The sequence below is a fragment of the Actinomadura sp. NTSP31 genome (assembly GCF_041951385.1).
Classification (GTDB): Bacteria; Actinomycetota; Actinomycetes; order Streptosporangiales; family Streptosporangiaceae; genus Spirillospora; species Spirillospora napierensis.
This window is the reverse complement of the sequence record NZ_JBGNUT010000050.1, coordinates 33,013-55,678: the sequence shown is the minus strand read 5'-3', so window position 1 is coordinate 55,678 and position 22,666 is coordinate 33,013. Positions and strand designations below refer to the sequence as shown.

The following is a 22,666-nucleotide window of genomic DNA, read 5'->3' as shown; positions in this document are numbered from 1 at the left end:
TTCCAGGGGGGTCGTCCCCCCTGGAACCCCCCTGGGTCAACCGAGCGCGATCTCCAGCTGGTCGAGGGCCCAGTCCAGGTCCGCGCGCTCGACGACCAGGGGCGGGGCGAGGCGCAGGGTGGTGTCGTGGGTCTCCTTGGCGAGCACGCCGAGCTCCATCAGCCGCTCGCTGACGGGGCGGGCCTTGCCGTGCAGTTCGACGCCCGCCCACAGGCCGCGGCCGCGCACCTCGCGGACGAGGCCGGAGTCGAGCCGGCCGAGGCGCTCGTGCATGTGCGCGCCGAGCGTGCGGGACCGCTCCTGGTACTCGCCGGTCCTCAGCATCGCGATCACCTCGCGGCCGATCGCGCAGGCGAGCGGGTTGCCGCCGAACGTCGAGCCGTGCTGGCCGGGCTTGAACACCCCGAGCACGTCGCGGTCGGCGACCACGGCCGACACCGGCATGATGCCGCCGCCGAGCGCCTTGCCGAGGATGTAGACGTCGGGGACGACGTCCTCGTGCTCGACGGCGAAGGTGGTGCCGGTGCGGCCGAGGCCGGACTGGATCTCGTCGGCGATCATCAGCGTGCCGTTCGCGGTGCACAGCTCGCGGACGGCGCGCAGGAACCCGCTCGGCGGGACGTTCACGCCGGCCTCGCCCTGGATCGGCTCGATCAGCACGCCGACGGTGGAGGCGTCCATCGCCGACTTCAGCGCGTCGACGTCCCCGTACGGGACGGTCCGGAACCCCGGCGTGTAGGGGCCGTAGGAGTCCCTGGCGTCCGGGTCGGTGGAGAAGCTGACGATGGTGGTGGTGCGGCCGTGGAAGTTGCCCTCGAACGTGATGATGTTCGCCTCGCCGGCGGGGACGCCCTTCACCTCGTAGCCCCACTTGCGGGCGGTCTTCAGGGCCGTCTCGACGGCCTCGGCGCCGCTGTTCATCGGCAGCACCATGTCCTTGCCGCACAGTTCCGCCAGCTCGGTGACGAACGGCCCGAACTGGTCGTGGTCGAAGGCGCGGCTGACGAGGGTGACCCGGTCGAGCTGCCGCCGGGCGGCCGCGACGAGGCGCGGGTTGCGGTGCCCGAAGTTGACCGCGGAGTAGGCGGCCAGCATGTCGAGGTAGCGGCGGCCCTCGATGTCGGTGAGCCACGCGCCCTCGGCGTCGGCGACGACGATCGGGAGGGGGTGGTAGTTGTGCGCGCTGTGCTCCTCGGACATCGCTCGCAGCTGGTCGGTCGGCGTCACGACGCTCCTTCTCGCGGTCGGGCCCGGCCGGTCGGGCCGGGACATCGCTGGGACACCGGGCGGGGGCCCGGTGCCGAGGGGGGAGGGACCCGACGCGGTGGGTGGCCGCCGGTCCATATCCAGCGTATGTTCGGGGGTTACCGGCGACCAATGACGAAAACCGACTTCGGGGGTGTTATTTGTTGCGTCTTGACGAGCTTGACCGTCGAATCGTTGCGCGGCTCCTGGAGGACGGCCGCGCCTCCTACGCGCAGATCGGCGACAAGGTCGGGCTGTCGGCGCCCGCGGTGAAGCGGCGGGTCGACCGGCTGCGCGCGGACGGGGTCATCACCGGCTTCGCGGCCGTGGTCGACCCGGCCGCGCTCGGCTGGACGACCGAGGCGTTCATCGAGATCTTCTGCACCGGCGCGACGTCCCCGGAGGAGATCTACTCCAGCGTCCGCGGCCATCCCGAGGTGGTCGCCGCGTACACGATCAGCGGCGACGCCAGCGCGCTGGTGCACGTGCGGGCGCGCGACATCCAGCACCTGGAGCAGGCCCTGGAGCGGCTGCGCCGGGAGGACAACATCACCGCGACCAAGACCGCGATCGTGCTGTCGCGGCTGATCGGCCGCCCGACCGACGCCCCGTCGGCCGACGGGGTTACCGTTCAGTAGGCTGCCGGCATGGACTTCGCGACCGCTGACCTCATCGACGACTTCGGGGACGAGCTGCGCAGCTGCGAGACGCAGTTCCGGCAGTACGGGGCGCGCGCGGCGTTCGCCGGCCCGGTCTCGACGGTGCGCTGCCACCGCGACAACGGCCTGGTGAAGAAGCTGCTGAACAGTCCGGGCGAGGGCCGGGTGCTGGTCGTGGACGGCGCCGGCTCGCTGGGGTCCGCGCTGCTGGGCGACATGATCGCGGCGGCCGCGGTGGCGAACCGGTGGGCCGGCGTGGTGATCAACGGGGCCGTCCGGGACGTGGCGGCGCTGCGCGGGCTCGACCTCGGCGTCAAGGCGCTCGGCTCCAACCCGCGCAAGAGCGCCAAGGACGGCGCCGGCGAGGTGGACGTGCCGGTGACGTTCGGCGGCGCGGAGTTCCGTCCGGGCGACTGGCTCTACGCCGACGAGGACGGCATCGTCCTCGCGGCGCGCTCGCTGCTGTAAGGACCGTCGCGCGAAGACGGGGTGGTACCGCGTCGCGTCGAACGGGCCACGGCGCGACATGCCAGGACGAACGCCACAAGATCGTATAAAGAGGCCGTAGCGCCCGGACGGCCGCGCTCCTACCTTTCTCGGCAAGCACCCGAGACAGGGGAGACATGCGCGCGAAGAAGACGCTCCTGGTGCCCGTGACGGCGGCCGTGCTGCTCGCGGGCCTCGCGGCCGTGCCGGCCGCCGCGCAGGCGAAGCCTCCGATCCCGAAGCCCACCGCCAACCCGTGGCAGATGCGGCACTGGCCGCAGACGCAGCCGTGGCAGGAGGGCCAGCCGTCCGCCCGCACCTACGCGGCCGGCGGCCCCCGCCCCCTCGACCCCCAGAACTACGAGCTCCCCGACACGATGACCTGGGACGACTACGCGTCGATCCCCGGCACCTCGTGGGCCGACCCGTCCCGGAAGGGGTCGATCAAGAACTTCAACGGCGCGGTCGTCCTCGTCGACTACCCGAACCAGCCGTTCGTGGTCACGCAGCCGAAGAACTCCACGATCTTCGGCAACCCGAACACGGTCGGCGACGTCCCGCGCGACCAGGTCGCCAAGTTCTACCAGGACTTCCTCAACAAGCCCGAGGACCTCAACCACGGCCACACGCTGCACGAGTACTGGATGGAGGACTCGGGCGGACGCTATGGCGTGGACCTCACCGCGTTCGGCGCGTACCGGATGCCCGCCAAGGACCACGAGTACGGCGTGGACGACATGCAGGGCGGCACCGGCTGCCCGGCCGGCGACACCTGCAACCGCGACCTGCGCAAGGACGCGCGCGCCGCGTGGGTCGCCGACGTCGGCGAGGAGACCGCCAAGAAGTTCGACTTCGTCTTCTTCCTCAGTGCCGGGCAGGACGAGTCGTCCACCTGGCAGGAGTTCGGGCAGATGAAGTTCCAGACCAAGGAGGACGTCCCGGCCGAGTGGGGGCCGGGCGACCCGAACCTGCCGAACTGGGTGAAGACCCGGTACGTGGACTGGACGTCCTGGCAGGCCGGCGCGACCATCTGGCCGAACGCGATCACCGGCAGCTCCACGCAGGCGGAGAGCTCGGGGATGGGCGTGTTCGCGCACGAGTTCAGCCACATCCTCGGCATCGGCGACAACTACAACAACCCGTACGGGGTGCCGGCGCGCCGCTCCTACACGGGGCCGTGGGACATGCTGAGCCGCGGCAGCTTCAACGGGCCGGGCGGCCCGCACAGCCGGTGGACGATCCCGGCGGTCAGCGGCGCGTCCATGGGCTCGGAGCACATGCTCCGCAACAAGCTGAAGCTCGGCATCGTGGACGCGAGCAAGGTGCTCCAGCTGAACCGGGACGCGCTCGCGCAGGACGGGACGGTCGTCGCGCGGATCACCGCGCGGTCGGCGGAGCCGGCCGAGGGCGGGCTCGCGGGCGTCAACCTCCAGCTGGGCGCGGGCGGCGACAAGGAGCCGGCCTGCGACACCGGCACGGACCCGTTGTGCGACGGCGGCAAGTTCGACAACTACACCCTCGAGGTCGTCGACCGGATGGGCATGGACTCGTTCACGCCCGACTCCGGCGTCCTGCTGGCGAAGACCAAGAACCAGGACCGGGCGCCGTTCATCTGGATCAAGGACGCGAACCCGCAGGACATCGACAAGACCGACTTCGTCCTGCCGGACGGCACGCCGCAGAAGATGACGATCGGCGACTACCGCCAGCTGTCGGACGGGCTCTTCCACGCCGGGACGAATTCGGGTAGCGAGTTCGAATACGTCGATGAGGCGAATCGCCTGCATTTCTACGTGCTCGACCTCAAGCGCGACAAGAACGGCGTCCTGTCGTACACGGTCGCCATTCGGTCGCTGGACGGTTCCGGGGCGCAGCGCCGCGGCGTCAAGGTCGATTCCGGTAACGCCGCGCCGGCGGGCGGCGGCTGGGCGAAGTGCACGATGCGCGTGGACAACCACGGCAAGGGCGGCACCGGCGTCTACGGCTCGGACGTCTTCCGGCTCAAGGCGGCGGTGGCCGGCAAGGGCTGGACGACCTGGCTGCCGAACGAGCTGGCCACCGCGGAGAACGGCCGGTCGGCGAACGTCGTGGTGTGGGCGAAGGCGGGCCCCGGCGCCGAGCGCAAGGCGAAGCTGACGCTGACGGGCACTTCGGAGAGCGACCCGTCGAAGTCCGACAGCGGCACCTGCCGGCTTCCATAATTCCCATATCGATGGAGAACGGCCATTCGCCCGCCCGGACGTCCGGGCGGGCGAGCGGGTTCACGCGGCCGACGTAATGGTCATTTGCCTTTCCGTCGACGGCTCCCGGGGTTTTCCGCGAGACGCCGCTGGAAAGACCGCCAGTCGTGATGATCATGAAACGGAGTGTGAGCGGGCGGCGGGCGGCCGGCACCGCCCTCGCGGCCGGCGTCCCGCTGGCCGCGCTGGTGGCGGCCGTCCCCGCCGCCGTCCAACCGGAAACCGCGGCGGCGTCCGCCGCGCCGCCGTCCGCCGCGGTGCGGGCCGCCGCGCCCCGCAGGGCGGACTTCGGCCTGCGGCACGGCGCGAACCTCGACCGGCCGCTGCGCGCGCTGGGCGAGAGGCTCGCCAGGAGCGGCGTCCAGGCGCTGATCAACGGCTCGGGGCAGCGGCACCTCGCGAGCGGCTGCGGCGGCGCGGCCAAGGTGCCCGCCGGGTCGCGCATCCACTGCTTTGACAAGCAGGACTCGGCGACTGAGAAGTGGTACCCGCAGGGCGTCACGACGGTCTCCGACGCGGCGGTCGACGGACGGTGGGGCGCGGGCCGCCCGATCCTCGTCTCCTGGCACAACCACGGTGCCGTCCGGCTCACGTTCGTCAACCCGGACCGGCGCACCTACCGGCACGTCCTGCTCGTCTACCCGGTCATCAGGAACGGGAAGGTCTCCTACAGTGACGTCGCCCTGCACGCCGGCGGCATCGCCTGGTTCGGCGACAGGCTGTACGTCGCCGACACCCGCGCGGGGCTGCGCGTCTTCGACATGCGGCAGATCTACGACCTCGGCCGCAGCAGGAACGGGTCGACGCAGGACGCCGAGCGGGTCGGCCTGCACGACGGCAAGTACTACGGGCACGGCTACCGGTACGTCATGCCGCAGACCGGCAGCTGGCAGTACGCGCACGGCTGGGCCGGCGCCAAGTGCACCGGCCACGGCGCGCCCCGCGTGTCGTGGATGTCCGTCGACCGCACCGCGGCGCACCCGTCGCTGATCGCCGGCGAGTACTGCAAGGAGAAGGAGCCGCGCGGACGCGTCGCGACATGGCCGCTGCGCAACGGCACCGGGATCGTCGCGGGGCACGATGGCGTCGCCTACCCGGACTGGGTCGCGAGCCTGCCCGGCGACCGCACGCAGGGCGGTGTCCGGGCGCACGGGCACTGGTGGTTCACGCAGAGCCACGGGTCCAAGCGCGGCACGCTGCTGCAGGCCGACCAGCGCGGCCACGGCTGGCGGCACGTGTCCAAGCGGACCATCTCCTACGGTCCCGAGGACCTGAGCTGCCACCGCGCCCAGCACCGCGTCTGGACGCTGGCCGAGTACCCGCACAAGCGCGCGCTCTGGGGCCTCCCCGCCCCGCAGTGCCGCTGGTAGTCCCGTTCGGCGGGCCGGCGCGGGCGTCCCGCGCCGGCCCGCCCGCTCACGCGTCGACGGCGACCCGTGCCCGGCTCTCCCGCCGGACGGGCCGCCGCTCCCGTCCCAGCACCACCACGGCGAGGGCGGCGACGCCCAGCCCGGCGCCGATCCACGCGGTGGTGGAGTACCCGGCGCCCGCGTCCAGCGCCAGCCCGCCCAGCCAGGGCCCGGCGGTGATGCCCACGTTGAACGCCGAGGTGCTCGTCGCCGCGACCAGCGTCCGGGACGCGTCCGACAGCGCGAACACCCGCGAGTTGAGCGCCGGATTGATCGCGAACCCGAACAGGCCCAGCAGGAACACCAGCACCATGACCGGCACGGGCGAGCCCAGTGCCAGCGCCAACCCGGCCGACACCGCCACGAGCCCCGCCATCCCCGCGTAGAGGGTCGCCATGGGCCGGGTGTCGGCGGTACGCCCGCCGAGCGCGATCCCGATCAGCGAGCCCGCCCCGTACAGCGCGAGCACGGCCGGAACCCACCGCTCCGGGATGCCCGTCGCGTCCTCCAGCATCGCGCCGAGATAGCTGAAGATCACCAGCAGTGCGCCCGTGGCCAGCGACGTCGTCGCGTAGGACAGCCACAGCCGCGGCCGGGCCATCGCCCGCAGTTCCGCTCCGAGACGCGGCGCGGCCCCGTCCGGGCGCCCGCACCTGACCGTCGCCGCGACCCCGGCCATCGCCGCGAGCGACATCACCGCGACCGCCCAGAACACCGACCGCCAGCCGAGGTGCTGCCCGAGGACGGTCCCGGCGGGCAGCCCGAGCACGGTGGCGAGGGTGAGCCCGCCCGCGACGATCCCCATCGCGCGGCCCCGCGCGTTCGCCGGCACCAGCCCGATCGCGGCCGCCGCGGCGACCGCCCAGAACCCCGCGTACACGAACGCCGCGGCCACCCGCGTCGCGAACAGCACCCCGTAGCCCGGCGTCAGCGCGCCCGCCGCGTGCATGAGCGCGAACAGCGCCAGGAACGCCAGCAGCGACCGCCGGTGCGGCCAGCGCAGCGTGAGGACGGCCAGCACCGGCGCGCCCACCAGCATCCCGACCGCGAACGCCGAGATCAGCAGCCCCGCGTCGGGCACGGACACGCCGAGGTCCGCCGACATCTGCGGCAGCAGCCCGGCCAGCATCATCTCCGAGGTGCCCTGGGCGAAGATCGCCAGTCCCAGGACGTAGACGGCGAGTGGCATCGGTCATCTCCCGTATTGGATTGAACAGTTCAAAACCGGCCCGTGAAAAAGGGCGGGCCGCCGCCCGCCGGATCGGATCAGATCGCCGCCAGGGCCGCCGCGGCGATCGCCTCCAGCGTCCGCTCGTCCGCGCCGCCGCGCGCCGCGACCCGCATCCCGCTGATGGTCGCGATGACGAAGTGCGCCAGCGCGGCCGCGTCCCTGCCCGCGTCGATCTCGCCGGACCGCTGCCCGCCCTCGATCGCCGCCCGCAGCGCCGCCAGCCGCTTCTTCTGGTCCGTGGCGAGCCGTCCGGCGACGTCCGCGTCGCGCGGCGCCATCTCGATCATGGTGTTCACCACCAGGCAGCCGGCCGGGTCGCCGGCGTCCGCCCGCACGGCCCACCCGAGGACCGTCCGCAACCGCTCCCGGACGGGCCGCTCCGCGTCCTCCAGTGCCTCGACGACGTTCGCCGTCTTGATGTTCATGTACCGCGTCAGTGCGCGCGTGAACAGGTCGTGCTTGCTGTTGAAGGTGTTGTAGATGCTGCTGCGCCCGAGTCCGGTCGCCTCGCACAGCTCCTGTGTCGACGTCGCCTCGTACCCGGACTCCCAGAAGGCCCGCATGGCGGCCTCCACCGCCCGCTCCTCCTCGAACTTCCTCGGCCGCGCCATGCGCCGACCCTAACACGTTATGGACAGCTCGATCCAATACCTTTCGGCGGGCCTCCGCGGCGCGGGGGCGGCGGTGGTACTTTTCCGGCGACGGCCAGGGGAGGCGACGTGATCACGGTCGAGCAGGTGCGGGCGCTGGCGGTCACGCTGCCCCGCACGTCCGAGCACCTCATCAGGGACCGGGTGAAGTTCCGCGTCGGCTCGATCGTCTACGTGGCGTTCTCGCGGGACGAGACCGTCATGGGGTTCGCCTTCCCGAAGGAGGAGCGGGCGGCGCTGGTCGAGTCCGAGCCGGAGAAGTTCCGGCTGCCCGGCGAGTCGGACATGCGGTTCAACTGGGTCGAGGCGTGGACGGCGGCGCTCGACGAACCCGAGATGCGCGAGCTGGTCATGGACGCCTGGCGGATGGTCGTCCCGAAGAAGGTCGCCGCCGCCCGCCTCGGCTCATGAGACGGGCACCGGGCTGAGCGCGGTGCGCAGCGCCGCGAGCCAGTGCCGGGTGGTGCGCCGGGCCAGGGCGGTGCCCGGCGCGGACGCCTCGAACAGGTGCCACGCGCCCGGCACGTCCTTCACCTCCACCGGGACGCCGGCCTCCATCAGCCGCCGCGCGTAGTCCAGGCCCTCGTCCCGCAGCGGGTCGAGGCCGCACGTCAGGACGTAGGCGGGCGGCAGGCCGGACAGGTCGTCCGCGCGCGCGGGCGCCGCGTAGGGCGAGACGGCGCCGCGCGGCAGGTAGGCGTCCCACATCGCGCGCATCTTGGCGCGGTTGGTCAGGCGCGGGTCGGTGATCCGGTGGGAGGACGGGGTGGCGAGCCGGTCGTCCAGGCACGGGATCAGCAGGGTCTGGAACGCGATCGCCGGGCCGCCCCGATCGCGGGCCGCGAGGCACAGCGCGGCGGACAGGCAGCCGCCCGCCGACGCGCCCGCCACCGCGATCCGCGCCGGGTCGGCGCCCAGCGCGGCGGCGTTCGCGGCCAGCCAGCGCAGCGTGGCGTAGCAGTCCTCGAAGCCGGCCGGGAACGGGTGCTCGGGCACCAGCCGGTAGTGGACGTTCACGACGAGCGAGCCGGTCTCGGTGCAGACGTCCCGCGCCATCGGGCTGGGCCCGTCCAGTTCGCCGTAGCTGAACCCGCCACCGTGGATGTAGAGGACGGCGGGCAGCGGACCGGGCCCGGCAGCGGCGGGGCGCAGGATCTGCACGGGGATCTCGTTGCCGTCCGGCCCGGGGACGGCCGCCTTCTCGATCAGCACGGTGCCGTCGCCGGGACGCATCAGCGGCGCCATCAGCGCCCTGAACCCGGCGCGCGTCGCCTCGATGTCGGCGACCGGGTCGTCCGGCCTGGGCGCCATGCCGGCGAGGACGCCGGCGAGTTCGGGATGCACGTACACGGATCCTCCACAGTCTCTTTGATACGGTCTCGATGAGATCGACGCTATGGTCTCATTGAGACGATGTCAAGGGAGGAGGACGCGCATGGAGGAACAAGGGGTCCAGGCGTACGTCGTGCTCGGGCTGATCGCACGGCACGGCCCGATGACGCCCTACGAGCTCAAGGCGCGTGTCGAGGAGGGCGTCGAGCCGTTCTGGCCGATCCCGCACGCGCAGCTCTACCGGATCCCCGCCCGGCTCGCCGCGGACGGCCTGCTCCGCGAGGAGGCCGAGGAGGGCGGGCGCCGCCGCCGCGTCTTCCACCTCACCGACGCCGGCCGCGCCGCCCTGCGCCGCTGGCTCGCCGACCCCGGCGGCCCCCGGATCGAGACCCGCGACCCGGCGCAGCTGAAGCTGTTCTTCGCCGACCTCGGCGACCCGGGCGACGTCGTCGCGCTGGCCCGCGAGCAGGCCGCGCTGCACCGCCGCTGGCTGGAGGCCTACCGCGAGCGCCGCGCCGGCCTCGACCCGTCGGACGAGGCGCGGCTGACCTCGCGGGCCCGCATCCTGAAGCTCGGCATCATGCACGAGCAGGCGTACGTGGACTTCTGGGAGCACCTCGCCGAGCATCCCGGCGACCTCGACCTCTAGTGCGGCGGGGCCTGCGGGTGGACGGCGTTGCCGACGCCGCAGCCGCCCTCGCCCGGCATCCGCTGGATCCGGGACGGGCTCCACACGCTGGTGCCGCCGGGCGCGACGCGGGCGAGCGTGCAGTCCAGCGCGTCGTCCAGGGAGGGATCGGGCCTGACCGTCAGCGCCACGCCCACCACGCCTCCCTCTTCGCGGACGTCGACGTGGATCGCCGGGTCCAGGCGCAAGGACGCGACCGCCACGCGGACCTTCGCCTCGTCGGCCGTGCCGCCGGACGGGACGCGCGGCAGCGCCTTCCTCAGCCGCTCGTCCGGGATCTCCGGCGCCTTCGGCCAGGGCTTGAACGCCAGCGGACGGCCCGGCGGGCAGGTCACCTCGCGCGTCCCGTACCGGTGCCATTCGGTCGTCGTGGAGAAGGACAGCGCGAAGCAGCGCGTAACCGTGACCGGGGCACCGGCCGACCAGGGCTCGGAGGCGGTCCCGGACGTGCGGAGCACGAGCTCGATACCCGGACCGGCGGTCGAACCGCCGGTCACCTTCATGACCTCGACCCCGTCGAGGTCCGCCGCGCGGTGCGCCACCGCCTGCGCCGGCCGGACGCGGGAGCTGTAGAGCCTGTCGCCCGCCTTGTCCGCGGCCTTCCGCGCCTCCTCGGCGGCCCGGTCCTCGACGGTCGCGGCCGACGCGCGGTACGGCGTCTCGCCGCAGCCGGCGAGGACGAGCGCCAGAGCGGCGATGGGCAGGACGATCAGGGGTCGGCGCATGCGATCACGATGGCGAGCGCGAGACGACCCGCGATATCCGCTCATGTACTCATTTCGCGTCCAGGGTGACGGCGATGGGGCGGTGGTCGGAGTAGGCGACCGGCTCGTTGGCCTGGTCGCGCCCGGTGAGGCCCGGCGTGACGAGCACCTGGTCGATCTGCTGGTCGGGGCGCGGCGCGGCCGGGAACGTCGCGAACGGGCGGGCGGCGGCGAGCGCGTCGGTCAGCCCCGCGCCGAGCAGCACCCGCCACGGCGCGCTGCCCGGCTCCAGGTTCATGTCGCCGGCCATCACGACCTGCCGGCCGCCGCGCGCCGCGTCGCGGGCGATGCGGGCGAGCTGCTCGGCCTGGCCGAGGTCCTTCCAGCCGTCCGGCGGCTGCGTGTGCGTGGCGATCACCGTCAGGTCGCGGCCCTTCCACCGCAGCCCCACCTGGAGCGCCTCCGCGCCGGTCGGCCCGCCCTTCACCAGCGGCGCGTTCCGGACGGAGGTGACCGGCAGGTCCGTGAGCACCGCGTCGCCCCACACCTCGTCCCCGGCGGGCGCCCAGACCGCGCGGAGCCCGAGCCGTTCGGAGATCAGCCGGAGCGAGTCGCGGCCGCCGTTCAGCATCCACGCCCGGTCGACCTCGCTGAGCACCACGACGTGCGGGCGCAGCCTCCGGAGCGCGTCCGCCTGCTTCGTGACGGTCATCGTCCCGTCCAGGCCGTAGCCCATCCGCAGGTTGTACGCGGCGAGCCGCAGCCCGCCGTCGTCCACCGGCCGCCACCCGGGCCCGGTGTCGCGCCACAGCGGGACGGCCGTGACCGCCAGGACGGCGACCACCGCCGCCGCTGCCGCCGGCACGCCGACCCCTCGCCGCTCCACCGCGCGGGGCGCCCGGACGATCAGCGCCGCGACCCCGAGCGCGGTGACGACCGGGACCCAGCGGTTCGGCGTGCCCAGGTCGTAGGCGGAGTAGTAGGCGAACATCAGCACGACGAACAGCAGCCAGCCGCCCGCCATCGCCGTCCCGCGCCGGCCGGGACGGTCCGGACCGGGGACGCGCGCCGCCCAGCCGAGGCAGCCCGCCAGCGCGACCTGCCCGAGAACCTGCGCGCCGACCGTCCAGCCGGGCGTGACGCCGTGCACGCCGTCGACCGTCGCGCGCCCGGCCGCGAACCCGAGCGCCGACAGGACGAGCCCGGCCGCCGGGACCAGCGGGTGCCGCGTCCAGAAGCGGGGACGCGCCGCCACCGCGACCGACAGCACCGCCACTGCGGCGATCAGCGCCGCCGCGACCCCGCCGGACCAGCCCGCGCTCGCCTGCGCGTGCCCGGGGTTGCCGGTGTAGATGCCCCAGAGCAGGACGGACGGCCCGGCGGCCAGCCACACCCGGGGCGCGGCGTTCTCCCCGTCCGCCTCCCGCGTCCCGGCCAGCGTGACGGCGAAGAGCGCGAGGTAGACCAGCAGCGGAACCCACGGTGCGATCCCGGACCGCCACACGAGGTCGATGCCCTCGACCGCCGCCTGGAGCGCCGTCGCCGCGGCCAGACCCGCCGCGAAGCCGGTCATCACGGGCGCCGCTTCGCCGGCGGTCATCGCGGTGGCGACCAGCCAGACGAGCCCGGCGAGCAGCCCGACGCTCGCCGCGTAGAGCTGCGGGTCGCCGCCGTCGGTGGCCTGCAGGACGATTCGCGCGACGATCAGCGCCGCGCCACCGGCGACCGCCAGCCGCCGCGCCGGGACCAGCCGGGCCAGCGGGACGGTGAGGAACGCGGCGACGAACCAGGACAGCGCGTACGCGCCCATCACCTCGGCCGGCGTCGAGCCCGCGCTGCCGACCAGCGTGATCAGCGACGGCAGGAAGACGCGCAGCACGTCCGCCAGGACCAGGACGCCGAACAGCACGTCGAGCCGGATGCGCGCCATGGGGCCCTCCTTCGGCCAGAATGTGAAGGAGTCTCACGTATAGCTCCGGCCGGGCGCAATACCCGCGGCGATCTTGATCTCCGGCCGGGCCCGGTCACGCCCCGGCCGGCTGGACCTCCGCCTCCTCCGGCTCGGCGGGCGACGCCTTCGCCCCGTCCGGCTCCGCCTCCACCGGGCGCCGTCGCCCCCACACCAGCGCCGCCGCGAAACACGCGAACGGCATCGCCGGCAGCATGTACCGGTAGTCGAAGTCCACCGTGACCGGCGGGACCGCCAGCAGCGTCACCGCCGTCGCCCACAGCAGCGCGGTCTCCCTGCGCGCCCGCCGCCGCAGCAGCAGCCCCGCGAGCCCGGCCAGCAGCACCGACCCGAGCATCGACCCCCGCACGAAAACGTGGTCCTGGTAAGCCCGCAACCAGCCCGCGAACGGGTCGACGATATGTGTCCTCCCCGAACCGTGCTCGTAATCCCGGACCACCGAGATCCGGTCGCCGCCGCCGATCAGCGGCAGCGGCTTCTGCTCCTGCGCGCGCACCGGGAAGTGGTACCGCGCCTCCGTCCCGGGCGTCGGATAATGGTGCCGCTTCCACCCGAACGTCCGGACGAAGAAATCGTAGGAAACGGCCTTCACATAGCCGAGCGGCTGCGTCCGGATCGCCCACAGCGCGAATTCCTGCGCCTGCTCGTTGGTCCTCTCGTCGAACGGCTTCCCGTCCACCCACCCGGTCGGCGAGTTCTCCACCCAGATCTGGTGCGACGCCGCGGGCCGCCCGTCCGGCGACCCGTACGGGCACAGATGCGCCAGGTCCGGCGGCGGCGTGTGCCGGTCGCAGTCCGCGAACGTCGACGTCCGCCCCCACAGGAAGATCCCGTCCACCCCGGTCATCCCGAACCGGCCGTAGTCGGCGTGGAACCACGCCGCGTATCCGCCGAGCGGCAGCACGAACGCCGCCGCCAGCACCGCGAACGACGTCCACCGCGTCCGCCGCAGCAGCAGGTACAGCAGCGCGATCAGGAACAGCGGCACCCCCACCGTCCGGGTGACGGCCGCCACACCCAGCAGCGCCCCCACCAGCGCGGCCCGCCGCCACCCGGCCGCGCCCGGCCGCGCGAGCAGCAGCATCGCCACCAGGATCAGCACGGTGAACAGCGTGTCCGACAAGACCAGATGCTCGAGTTCCGCCTGGTAGGCGTCCAGCAGCAGCGGCGCCACCGCCAGCGCCGCCACCCACCGCCGGACCCCGAAGTTCCGGACCAGCGCCGCATACCCGACCACGGCGATCCCCAGGATCGCCGCATGCTGCAACCCCGTCACCAGCGCCAGGCTGTGGAACGGCTTCAGCCCCCAGAGGAACAGCCCGTAACCGGACGGCCGCAGCGGATGCGGGAACGGCCCGTCCGCGATCCGCAGGAAGTCGTAGCTGTCGTTGAACCACAGCGCCGGCGGATACCCCAGCACCACGAAGACCCGCAGCACCACCCCGGCGGCCAGCAGGACCGAGAACAGCCGGTTGCCCGCCACCGCGGCGCGCACCGGCCCGGCCTTCAGGCGGCGGCGGATCTGAGGGGAGAGCAACACCGGGAACCTAACTGTGGACGTGCGGCGGACGCTGGGCGGCGGCGGCCGGCGCCGGCGCGCGGGCGCCGGGGCGAGCGGCTTCCTATGCGGTTGTCGTCGGAACGACTGCGCGGGGGAGCGGGGGAAGTGTGCGAGTCGCCCGTCCGCCTGGCGAGAACCCTGAGTGCGTCACAGCATCCACCCGCGCATCGGCCGCGATCCTACCAGCGGCCCCCACGCGCACTTGCCCCCTCACCCACCGAGCACCTGCACCACCGGCGCGGACCCCTCGTTGACCGTCCCCATCGCCTCCTGCGAGGCTCCGGCCCTCTTGCCCGTGATCCGCATCGGGCCGAACGGTGTGACCAGGTACCGTCCGGGCGCCAGGACGTTCCTCCCCGGCACCCGAAGTGTGAAGGTCTGCGTCCACCTGCTCAGGAACGCGCACTCGGACGCGACGTAAGGCTCGGCCTTATCGGTCATGACGCTCTTGGCCGGCACCGGGATGGCGCCCGTCCCGGTGGGAAGCGATTTCCTTTTCGCCGGCGGCACCTTGTAGAAGTACAGGACGTACTCCTTGATCGAAGGATCCTCGCTGTTCCATCCGAAGCTGTAATCGTTTGTGACGTCCTTCCGCTTCGTATTTTCGCCGAAACATTGGCGCCGACCGTCGGGTAGGTATTTGCTGCCGGACGGCGTGCGAGCGCGGAACTGCTCGACCAACCGGAGTGTGGTGCCCCGTTTCATCCGTGCCGGCCTCACCGTGAGGGTCAGGTCCATGTACGGGGTGTCGGAGGCCGGCATGTACGCCTGCCCCACCAGGACCCCGGGATGTGTCCAGTACGCGTGGATACCGCCGTGGCTCACACCCCCCACCCCTGGGCCCGAGGGCCAGAGCACCCAAGCCGCGATGGCCCCGCCGACCCCCACACCCGCGATGGCAGTCGCCCCCTTGGTACCGCCCAACTTGGTCAGTACGCCCTTGGACGTGGAGGTGCCGGCCTTGGCCGCGACGTCCGCTGAGGCCGCGCTCTGCATGAGCCCGGCAGCATGACCGGTGGCGCCCGAGGCCATTGCGCCCACGCCTGTGGACGACGCGCCGTGTGCGAGCAGACTGCCGCCGAGCGCCGCCAGCGGGATGGCCGCACCGACCGTTGCCGCCACCGCGCCGAGCGCGATGACGCCGCGCCGCTCCCAGTCCGCCCCGTACTCGCGGACGGCGAGCTCTTCCAGCTCTCCGACGAACTGATGTGCGTTCCATGTCCGCTCGGCCGGGCTCTTGGCCAGACCTCGCTGGACGAGCGGCTGCAGCGGCTCGGGCACCCGATCAAGGGGCACAGGCGCAGTCGTGTGCTTGGTGCGGTACTCCTCCACCGTCGTCGCCTGGAAGGGCTTGTTGCCCGTGACGCATTCCACGAACACGCAGGTCGCCGCGTAGAGGTCGGTCGCCGGTGTGGCGGGCTGGCCCTCCCACTGCTCAGGCGCCATGTAGGCGGGCGTTCCGGCGTGGTCGCCCTGCCCGGTCAGGACGGCGATGCCGAAGTCGATCAGCTTGCTCCGTCCGTCGTCCTGGACGAGCACGTTCGCCGGCTTGTAGTCGCGATGGACGATGCCCACCGCGTGCGCCGCCCCCAACCCGAGCAGCGAGCCCTTCAACATCGTCAGCGCGGCTTCCGGCGCGAGCGGCCCATCGTGATCGTCCAGTACGCGCCGTAGAGACCGTCCCGGAACGGCTTCCAGGATGATCGCGGCTCCCTGCTGCGACTCCACGTAGTAGAAGAGCCGCGCCACATGGGGATCGACGACCCGCCGCAGGAGTTCCGCCTCGCCTCGGAAGGTGTCCCGTGCGGTGGTGCTCCGCAGCAGGTTCGGAGCGAGGTATTTGATCGCCACCGCGGGGCCGCCGGTCTCGTGACGCGCCAGGACGACCGTCCCCTGGGCTCCCGAACCCAGTTCCTCGATCGGGATGTAGCCGGGCACCTGCCAGCCGCGTGATCCGTCCGTCACTGGCCCGTGGTCGTCTGGATCTCGCCGACGATGAGCGGCGTGGGCGGTGAGGTCTCCGGGTGCGGGGCCAGCTCGCCGCCCGGGCCGTCGCAGTCGGCCCCCACGCATGTCCAGGCGACATGCCAGATGACGGTCGCGGTGATCTTGTAGGCACCGCCGGCCGCGGCGGCGGACGATCGCTTGAAGGTATAGCTGCAGGCCTTGCCGTTCTCGCTTCCGGCGTTGTCGCAGGTCTTTGTGGTCTCCCCGAGGTCCCAGGTGACCGACGCCGGGGTGGCGGTCGCCTGCACCGTCTGGTTTCCCACTTTGAGCCGAGTGGTCTTCACCACCTGGAAACCGTCCACCCAGAGGGACGTGTCCAACCGCACGTAGGTCTTGCCCTTGGGAGCGGTGTGGACGGTGGGTACCGGGAAGGATGCCGTGTCCATTGCCGAGGCCACGAGATCGGCGGTGGCCGGCACCGCGGCCTGCGGCGCGGCCTGGTTCCCGGGCACCTGGACGAATCCCGCGCCCTCGTTGGCATTCAGCCCCACCGGATCGGGCGCGATGACGGGGCCGCCGTCACCGCCGCCGGAACCGCCGCCCGTTCCCCCTCCTCCACCCGGGGAACCAGGCTCATGGACGGTGATGTTGCAGCTGAGCTGGCCGGGATCGTCACAGCCGCCGGCCCGAGCGGGCGAGGCGGCGAGGAACGGGGCCAGCAGGGTGGTTGCCGCGATGACGGTGGAGAGCGTCCGGCGTGCGGCGGGGGTGTGGATGGACATCGTGTGTCCTTTGCTGCGGGAGGTCAGCATGTGCGGTCCCGGGTGGTCGCGGCGACCTTCCAGGTACCCGAGTCGTACTGGACGGTCGTCCGGTAGATGTAGGCGCCGCCTGGGCCGCCGCCGATCCGTTTGCCCGTCGTGGCGGAGTAGCGGTAGCCGGCGAGGGTGTTCACGCAGTCGATGACGTAGATCTTCGACCCGTCCTTCGACGTGGCGTAGACGTGCGGGTTGAACGTGTTCGTCAAGCGCCAGATCTCGCCCTTGGCCTTGGTGGACGCGATGTCCTTGGTGAGTTGGGCGAGGAGGGGGTCCATCGCGACGGCGGGGAGGCCGCTGGGGTCGTTGGTGGCGTACGCCTGCTTGTAGGCGGCCTGGTAGTCGCGGTAGCGCTGGATGACCGTCCTGTAGAGCTGCGCGGTCGGCACGGCGGACGGGGCGGGCGCGGTGGTCGCGGGGACGGCGGCGCCGCCGGTGCCGAAGGAGCCTTCGGGCTTGAGGTCGCCGGACGACGGGTGGGACGCGCCGCACCCGGCGAGGAGGGGGAGGGCGGCGAGGGGGATCGCGGCGCGGCGGAGCCGTTGCGGGGAGGAATGTACCAACCGGGCGCGCATCGCCATCCCTGAGCGCTGGCCGACAACGGGGCGGAATACGCGCGAAAGCTTACAGAGGTGGGTGTGGCGAGAAAAGGGATTCGTTGCGGACGGTTGACCTCGATCTCGGTTGAGGTTGCAGCCTGGAGGGACTGTCGATGAACGGAGGGGTGCTGTGCGCGCGGTGTGGCTGAGGGAGTTCGGTGGTCCGGAGGTGCTGGTGCCGGGGGAGGCGCCGGATCCGGTGCCGGGGGACGGGCAGGTGCTCGTCGAGGTGGAGTACGCGAATGTCACCTTCGTGGAGACGCAGATGCGGGCGGGGCGGGGGCCACAGCCGTTCGCGCCGCGGCTTCCGATGATCCCGGGCAACGGTGTCGGCGGGACGGTGACGGCGGCGGGACCGGGGGCCGATCCGGGGCTGGTCGGGCGGCGGATCGTGAGCGGCACGGGCGGGTCCGGCGGGTACGCGGAGCTGGCCGCGGTCGACGCCGGGGGCCTGTTCGAGGTGCCGGACGGTCTGCCGCTCGACGCGGCCGTCGCGCTGCTGGCCGACGGGCGGACGGCGACGCTGATGATGGGGGCGGCGCGTCCGGAGAAGGGGGAGCGGGTGCTGGTGGAGGCGGCCGCGGGCGGGGTCGGGACGCTGCTCGTCCAGCTCGCGAAGGCGGCGGGGGCGACGGTGGTCGCGGCGGCCGGGGGTCCGCACAAGACGGAGGTCGCGCTGCGGCTGGGCGCGGACGAGGCGGTCGACTACCGGGAGCCGGGCTGGAGTGAGGGGACCGGGCCCGTGGACGTGGTGTTCGACGGGGTCGGCGGGGACGTTGGACGGGAGGCGTTCACGCTGGTCCGGGAGGGTGGCCGGATGGTCAGTTTCGGGTTGGCGAGCGGGGAGTGGGCCGGTATCCCGGAAGAGGCGGCGGAAGCGCGGCGCGTCGCGCTTCTCCAGCCGAAGCCGTCTCCGCAGGAGCTGAGGGACGCGACGCTGAGCGCGCTGCGGGAGGCGGCCGCCGGGCGGCTGCGTCCGCTGATCGGCCAGCGTTTCCCGCTGCGGAACGCCGCCGACGCGCACGCGGCCATCCAGTCCCGCGCGACCACGGGGAAGACGCTGCTCCAGGTCAGCGGACTCTAGAGAGGAACGCCCGGAGCGCGGTCTCGTAGGCGGACGGGTCGACGTTCCACGCCTCGGTGTGGTCGCCCTGCGCGGCGATGTGGGTGACCATACCGCGCGGTGCCGTCCGGGCGAAGGTGAAGGCGGGGCCGTTGGCGACGGTCTCGTCGTCGGCAGTGGTGAACAGCAGGGTCGGCGTCCGCAGCTTGGGGGCGTAGCGGCGCTGGTCGAAGTCCTTCAGGTCGATGCCGATGCGCCGTTCCAGGACGGTCTTGGCGAGGCTGGTGACGAACGGCGGCAGGTGGCGGGCGTCGCCCTGCTTGTCGAGCGTGGCGTTCCAGTCCATGACGGGGGAGTCCAGGACGAGGCCGCGGACGAACGACGGGTCGTGCCGCAGTGTCGTCATGACCATCGCGCCGCCCATCGACCATCCGTAGAGGACGACACCGGTGGCGCCGTTCGCGCGCGCGTACGAGATGGCCGATGCGACGTCGTTCCATTCGGTGTCGCCCAGGTGGTTCTTGTGGTCGCGGGACTTGGGGGCGCCGACGTCGTTGCGGTACGCGATCGACAGCATGGGCAGCCCCAGGTCGTGGACGGTCCGCATGGCGCGGAACGTCTCGGCCTTGTCGGCGTTGCGTCCGTGGACGCCGATGACCCAGGTGCTCTTGGGAGAGGACCCGGGCAGCAGCCATGCGGGCATCGGGCCGAGCTTGGACGGGTACGTGACGTCCTTGAAGTCGAGCCCCAGCGCCGACTTCGGGTCGCCGGAGTAGACCCAGTGGTCGATGCCCGCGGCGGCGCCCTTGGTGAGCGTCCCGTGGGAGACGGAGACGACCTTCCGGACGACGTGGTCGTCGTCGCCGCCGACGACCGGGCCGAGCAGCGCCCGCCCGCCGTGCTCCCAGACGAGCGCCCAGGTGCCGGGGCGCTCCGTCTCGGGCTCGCGGGGCAGGGTGACGGTGCCGTCCGACGCGTCCTCGATGGTGAGCGGGTACTCGGCGGTGTGGTCGACCTCGGCGGCGACGCCGGCGAAGTACCAGCCGATGCCGCCGACCGTCGCGCACAGCAGGACGGCGACCGCGCCGAGCGCCGCCATCAGGGCGCGGACGCGGCGGCGCCGCGCGCGGGCCGGCCGGTCGGACGACGTCGCGGGGACCGGTGATTCGGGTGCATCGGTGGACACGACATAGGACGTTAGCCCACGTCCGGGTGGGCTCCGGGCGCGTCGGCGGCCATGTCCCCGAGCGTCCGCGAACACCGGGTCCCGCCGCAATGGGCGGATCCGTGCGGTTAACCTGCCGCTCAGGTTCCATAGGGATCACACGAGGGGACGCGCGGGTGACGGGGCAGAGCGAGCGGATCGCGGAGATCGAGGAGCGGATCGTCCGGTTCGCGCGGCAGACCGCGCCGCCGCGCTGGCGCCGCATCGACCTGCGCTGCGCGGCGACCGTGGCGGCGAGCGACGTGGCGCTGACGATGCTGACCGGGGAGGGCGCGGTGGTGCCCGCCGAGGTCGTGCCGGACGAGCTGGAGGGCCTGCTGACCGAGCTGCGCCGCGCGCACTACCTGTCGGAGCAGGGCACCTGGTTCTCGATGCTGGCGATCGTCGAGCCCGCCGCGGCGCTGTTCCTCTACAACGACGAGTTCGACCCGGAGTGGGACCCGCCGGCGCCGCTGGAGGCGTGGCGGCGCGACCAGATCGTGATGCCGCGCGACGGCGCGAACGTGCCGGGCTGGCTGCGGGACCGGCTGGAGGGCCGCGAGCCGTCCGAGCCCGCCGAGTGGCCCGCGCCGGCGCCGCTGGACCCGGTCGAGCAGGCGGAGCTGCTGACCGGACCGTTCGCGGTGCTGGTCGCCGACCACGCGCCGCCGTTCTGGGAGCGGATCTCCGGGCACTACCAGGCGGTGGGCGGGCACGTGGAGTTCCCGCCGATGGCGCTGCGGAAGGCGGACGGCACCACCGCGGCCTGGACGCCGCCCCGCGCCGCCGCCGGGCTGCTCGACCGGCTGCGCGCCGGGACGCACGCGTTCGAGGGCTCCACCTGGTCCCGGATCGACGTCGAGATCGCGTACGGGGACGGCGCCGTGCGGTGCCGGGCGAGCTTCACCCGCGACGAGGAGCCGCGCTGGGAGTCCGAGCCGTCGGCGGACGACGTGCGGCGGGAGCTGGAGCGGCTGCCGCGCCGCGACGTCCCCGGGTGGATGGCGCGGCGGCTCGGCCCGGCGCCGGTCTCGCCGCCCGCGACCACCCGGTTCGAGAGCCCGGTGCGGAAGGCGCGGGTGTTCGACCGGGCGGGGACGGGCGGCGGCCCGCCCGTGGTGTCGCGCCCGCCCGTCCCGCCGGACGAGGCCGACGCCGTGATCCGGTACCTGGAGGACGCGCCGGCCGTGATGGCGGCCCGTTCCAGCGCCCCGGACCTGCTCGACCCGTCGCGCGGCGAACGCGTCCCGCTGACCTTCCACACCGACGGGGCGTGGGTGTGGTCGGGTGCGGTCGGCTACTACCTGCGCGAGCACGGCGTCCCGCCGGAGCCCGACCTGGTCGCGCACATGCGCGCGCACGGGTTCCGGGTTCCCGTCGTGGACGACGACGCGATGGACGCCGCGAGCGCCGCCGCGATGGGACGCACCGTACCGCGCGGCATCCGGACGGAACCGGAGCCCGAGCAGTGGCTCGCGTTCCTGCAGAACCGCCTGGACGCCCTCCAGGTCGACCGCGCGCGCTACCGGCTCCGCGGCGAGGAAGAGGGAACCTGGTGCCTGCTCCAGGAGAGGGCGGGCTGGACGGTCTTCCATCTCGACAACGGTGAACGGACCCGGCAGGTCACCTTCGACAACGGAGAGAACGCCGCCGCGTATCTCCTCGGCAGCCTGCTGATGGTGACGCCCCAGCAGACCGTCCAGATCCCCCAGATTCAGCCGCTGAAGGGGGAGCCGCCGTTGTCGCTCTTGCGGGACCGGCAGGTCACCGAGCTTCCCGCAGGAACCGAAGTGGACCGCTACGGCGGCCACGGCGGCAACACCGCCTACGCCGCGCGCACACCGTTCCCCCAACGCTCGCTGCCCGCCGCCTGGCAGGAACGCGAGTACCACGTGTACCGGCTACTGCGCCCCGTGCAGGCCCTCACCGGCACGGCGGTCCCGTGGTTCGAGCAGCCCGGCGGCGGCACGGCGTACGTGTTCGAGCGCTCGCTCGCCTACCTGCTCGCGGACGGCAGCCTCCTGGAAGTCCACGACTGACGGGTCAGGTGCCGATGGTGGGTCAGGGTGCCGATGGTGGGTCAGGTGCCGAGGGTGGGTCAGGTGCCGTGGTGGGCGGTCAGGCGGTCCCGATGGCCGCGACCAGACCCAGGGCCAGCGTCAGGTCGAGATGGATGAAGGTCTCCAGCTTCGCGCCCGGCGGGACGTCCGCGTCGGCGGCGATCTCGTCCAGCACGGCCAGCGCGGACGGGCCGTCCAGGTCGTCGGTCAGGGCCCGCTCCGCCTTCCGCGCGTACGCGCGGTCCAGCGGCCGGCCCGGGCTCCGCGCCCACCCGGCGACCAGGTTCCGCCACGCGTCCAGGCGCCCGGCCGCCGTCATGTAGCGGGCCGCCGTCAGTTCGAGCGGGTCGCGGTAGGGCACCTCCAGCATCGCCAGCCGCGCCGCGAGCGCGTCCATCCCGGCGTCGGCCATGGCCGTGCGCCAGTCGCCGCTCTCCTGCGGGACCAGCATCCAGTGCGCGTCGACGTCGACGTCCGTCGAGGACGCGATGTAGAGGTCGGCCCGCGGCGGCGGCGCGTCCCAGTCGAGGACCTCGAACGGCTGGACGTTGTAGTCCGCCAGGTCGCGGTCGTCGACCGCCAGGTCCGGCGAGCAGGCCACGTGGACCTCGCGGCCGGCCCGCTCGCCCGTCCGCCGCAGCAGGTCGGTCACCACCAGCGCGCGGTGCCCGGCCCCCTCCAGGAGCTGGATCCGCAGGACCCGCCCCGGTGGAAGCTCCTGGGCCTGCCCGGTCCGCTGGTCGTAGAGCCGCATGCCCCCAACCCTAAGCAACCCGCGCGAACCACCACACCGCCGACCCC

The 22,666-nt window shown here is 73.0% G+C and carries 20 protein-coding genes; 8 read left to right on the top strand and 12 right to left on the bottom strand.

What is annotated here, in order from left to right; translation table 11 throughout:
* Positions 1 to 36: 36 nt before the first annotated feature.
* A complete protein-coding gene (gene rocD / locus ACA514_RS46145; protein WP_375047872.1) occupies positions 37 to 1,200 on the bottom strand; it encodes an ornithine--oxo-acid transaminase in 1,164 nt (387 codons plus the stop codon).
* Between the two features lie 209 nt (positions 1,201 to 1,409).
* Here rocD and ACA514_RS46140 point away from each other — a divergent pair, with 209 nt between their 5' ends.
* From ACA514_RS46140 to ACA514_RS46125, 4 genes are all read left to right on the top strand, one after another.
* Positions 1,410 to 1,883 (top strand): Lrp/AsnC family transcriptional regulator, encoded by a 474-nt coding sequence (locus ACA514_RS46140; RefSeq protein ID WP_375047870.1) that lies wholly within the window; start codon positions 1,410 to 1,412, stop codon positions 1,881 to 1,883.
* Between the two features lie 9 nt (positions 1,884 to 1,892).
* Entirely contained in the window at positions 1,893 to 2,372 is a 480-nt protein-coding gene (gene rraA / locus ACA514_RS46135) for a ribonuclease E activity regulator RraA (RefSeq protein ID WP_375047869.1), read from the top strand.
* Positions 2,373 to 2,527: 155 nt separating this feature from the next.
* On the top strand, positions 2,528 to 4,591 hold the full coding sequence (locus tag ACA514_RS46130; RefSeq protein ID WP_375047868.1) for a M6 family metalloprotease domain-containing protein: 2,064 nt from the start codon (positions 2,528 to 2,530) through the stop codon (positions 4,589 to 4,591).
* Between the two features lie 155 nt (positions 4,592 to 4,746).
* Complete coding sequence (locus ACA514_RS46125; protein WP_375047867.1) at positions 4,747 to 6,000, top strand: hypothetical protein; 1,254 nt, start codon at positions 4,747 to 4,749, stop codon at positions 5,998 to 6,000.
* 46 nt (positions 6,001 to 6,046) lie between these two features.
* Here ACA514_RS46125 and ACA514_RS46120 read toward each other — a convergent pair whose 3' ends face one another.
* Complete coding sequence (locus ACA514_RS46120; RefSeq protein WP_375047866.1) at positions 6,047 to 7,228, bottom strand: Cmx/CmrA family chloramphenicol efflux MFS transporter; 1,182 nt, start codon at positions 7,226 to 7,228, stop codon at positions 6,047 to 6,049.
* 77 nt (positions 7,229 to 7,305) lie between these two features.
* A complete protein-coding gene (locus tag ACA514_RS46115; protein WP_375047865.1) occupies positions 7,306 to 7,881 on the bottom strand; it encodes a TetR/AcrR family transcriptional regulator in 576 nt (191 codons plus the stop codon).
* Positions 7,882 to 7,989: 108 nt separating this feature from the next.
* Between ACA514_RS46115 and ACA514_RS46110 the strand changes: the two genes are divergently transcribed.
* A complete protein-coding gene (locus ACA514_RS46110; RefSeq protein WP_375047864.1) occupies positions 7,990 to 8,331 on the top strand; it encodes an MmcQ/YjbR family DNA-binding protein in 342 nt (113 codons plus the stop codon).
* Here ACA514_RS46110 and ACA514_RS46105 read toward each other — a convergent pair.
* The gene (locus ACA514_RS46105) at positions 8,326 to 9,270 is read right to left on the bottom strand and encodes an alpha/beta hydrolase (protein WP_375047863.1); all 945 of its coding nucleotides are present in this window, start codon (positions 9,268 to 9,270) and stop codon (positions 8,326 to 8,328) included. The genes ACA514_RS46110 and ACA514_RS46105 overlap by 6 nt on opposite strands.
* Before the next feature lie 85 nt (positions 9,271 to 9,355).
* Here ACA514_RS46105 and ACA514_RS46100 point away from each other — a divergent pair, with 85 nt between their 5' ends.
* Positions 9,356 to 9,901 carry a PadR family transcriptional regulator gene (locus ACA514_RS46100; RefSeq protein WP_375047862.1) on the top strand — a complete coding sequence of 182 codons (546 nt, stop codon included), beginning with the start codon at positions 9,356 to 9,358 and terminating at the stop codon, positions 9,899 to 9,901.
* Here ACA514_RS46100 and ACA514_RS46095 read toward each other — a convergent pair.
* The 6 genes from ACA514_RS46095 to ACA514_RS46070 all read right to left on the bottom strand — a co-directional run bounded on the left by ACA514_RS46095 (position 9,898) and on the right by ACA514_RS46070 (position 17,514).
* Positions 9,898 to 10,665 carry a hypothetical protein gene (locus ACA514_RS46095; protein WP_375047861.1) on the bottom strand — a complete coding sequence of 256 codons (768 nt, stop codon included), beginning with the start codon at positions 10,663 to 10,665 and terminating at the stop codon, positions 9,898 to 9,900. The genes ACA514_RS46100 and ACA514_RS46095 overlap by 4 nt on opposite strands.
* A 49-nt stretch (positions 10,666 to 10,714) precedes the next feature.
* A complete protein-coding gene (locus ACA514_RS46090) occupies positions 10,715 to 12,574 on the bottom strand; it encodes an endonuclease/exonuclease/phosphatase family protein (RefSeq protein WP_375047860.1) in 1,860 nt (619 codons plus the stop codon).
* A 94-nt stretch (positions 12,575 to 12,668) separates the two neighbouring features.
* Positions 12,669 to 14,150 carry a hypothetical protein gene (locus ACA514_RS46085; RefSeq protein ID WP_375047858.1) on the bottom strand — a complete coding sequence of 494 codons (1,482 nt, stop codon included), beginning with the start codon at positions 14,148 to 14,150 and terminating at the stop codon, positions 12,669 to 12,671.
* Between the two features lie 234 nt (positions 14,151 to 14,384).
* Positions 14,385 to 16,112, bottom strand: coding sequence for a protein kinase (locus ACA514_RS46080; protein ID WP_375047857.1), 1,728 nt, complete (start codon positions 16,110 to 16,112; stop codon positions 14,385 to 14,387).
* A 23-nt stretch (positions 16,113 to 16,135) separates the two neighbouring features.
* A complete protein-coding gene (locus tag ACA514_RS46075) occupies positions 16,136 to 16,933 on the bottom strand; it encodes a hypothetical protein (protein WP_375047856.1) in 798 nt (265 codons plus the stop codon).
* On the bottom strand, positions 16,927 to 17,514 hold the full coding sequence (locus ACA514_RS46070) for a hypothetical protein (protein ID WP_375047855.1): 588 nt from the start codon (positions 17,512 to 17,514) through the stop codon (positions 16,927 to 16,929). Before ACA514_RS46070 ends, ACA514_RS46075 begins: the two co-directional genes overlap by 7 nt.
* 154 nt (positions 17,515 to 17,668) lie before the next feature.
* On the opposite strand from ACA514_RS46070, the gene ACA514_RS46065 reads away from it, so the two are divergent.
* A complete protein-coding gene (locus tag ACA514_RS46065) occupies positions 17,669 to 18,622 on the top strand; it encodes a zinc-binding dehydrogenase (RefSeq protein ID WP_375047854.1) in 954 nt (317 codons plus the stop codon).
* On the opposite strand, the gene ACA514_RS46060 is transcribed toward ACA514_RS46065, so the two are convergent.
* Positions 18,609 to 19,787 (bottom strand): alpha/beta hydrolase family protein, encoded by a 1,179-nt coding sequence (locus ACA514_RS46060; protein WP_375047853.1) that lies wholly within the window; start codon positions 19,785 to 19,787, stop codon positions 18,609 to 18,611. The two genes, ACA514_RS46065 and ACA514_RS46060, sit on opposite strands and share 14 nt — an antisense overlap.
* A 155-nt stretch (positions 19,788 to 19,942) precedes the next feature.
* Here ACA514_RS46060 and ACA514_RS46055 point away from each other — a divergent pair, with 155 nt between their 5' ends.
* Complete coding sequence (locus ACA514_RS46055; RefSeq protein WP_375047852.1) at positions 19,943 to 21,844, top strand: TNT domain-containing protein; 1,902 nt, start codon at positions 19,943 to 19,945, stop codon at positions 21,842 to 21,844.
* Between the two features lie 79 nt (positions 21,845 to 21,923).
* Here the strand turns inward: ACA514_RS46055 and ACA514_RS46050 are convergent, their stop codons facing one another.
* On the bottom strand, positions 21,924 to 22,619 hold the full coding sequence (locus ACA514_RS46050; RefSeq protein WP_375047851.1) for a hypothetical protein: 696 nt from the start codon (positions 22,617 to 22,619) through the stop codon (positions 21,924 to 21,926).
* Between the last annotated feature and the right edge of the window lie 47 nt (positions 22,620 to 22,666).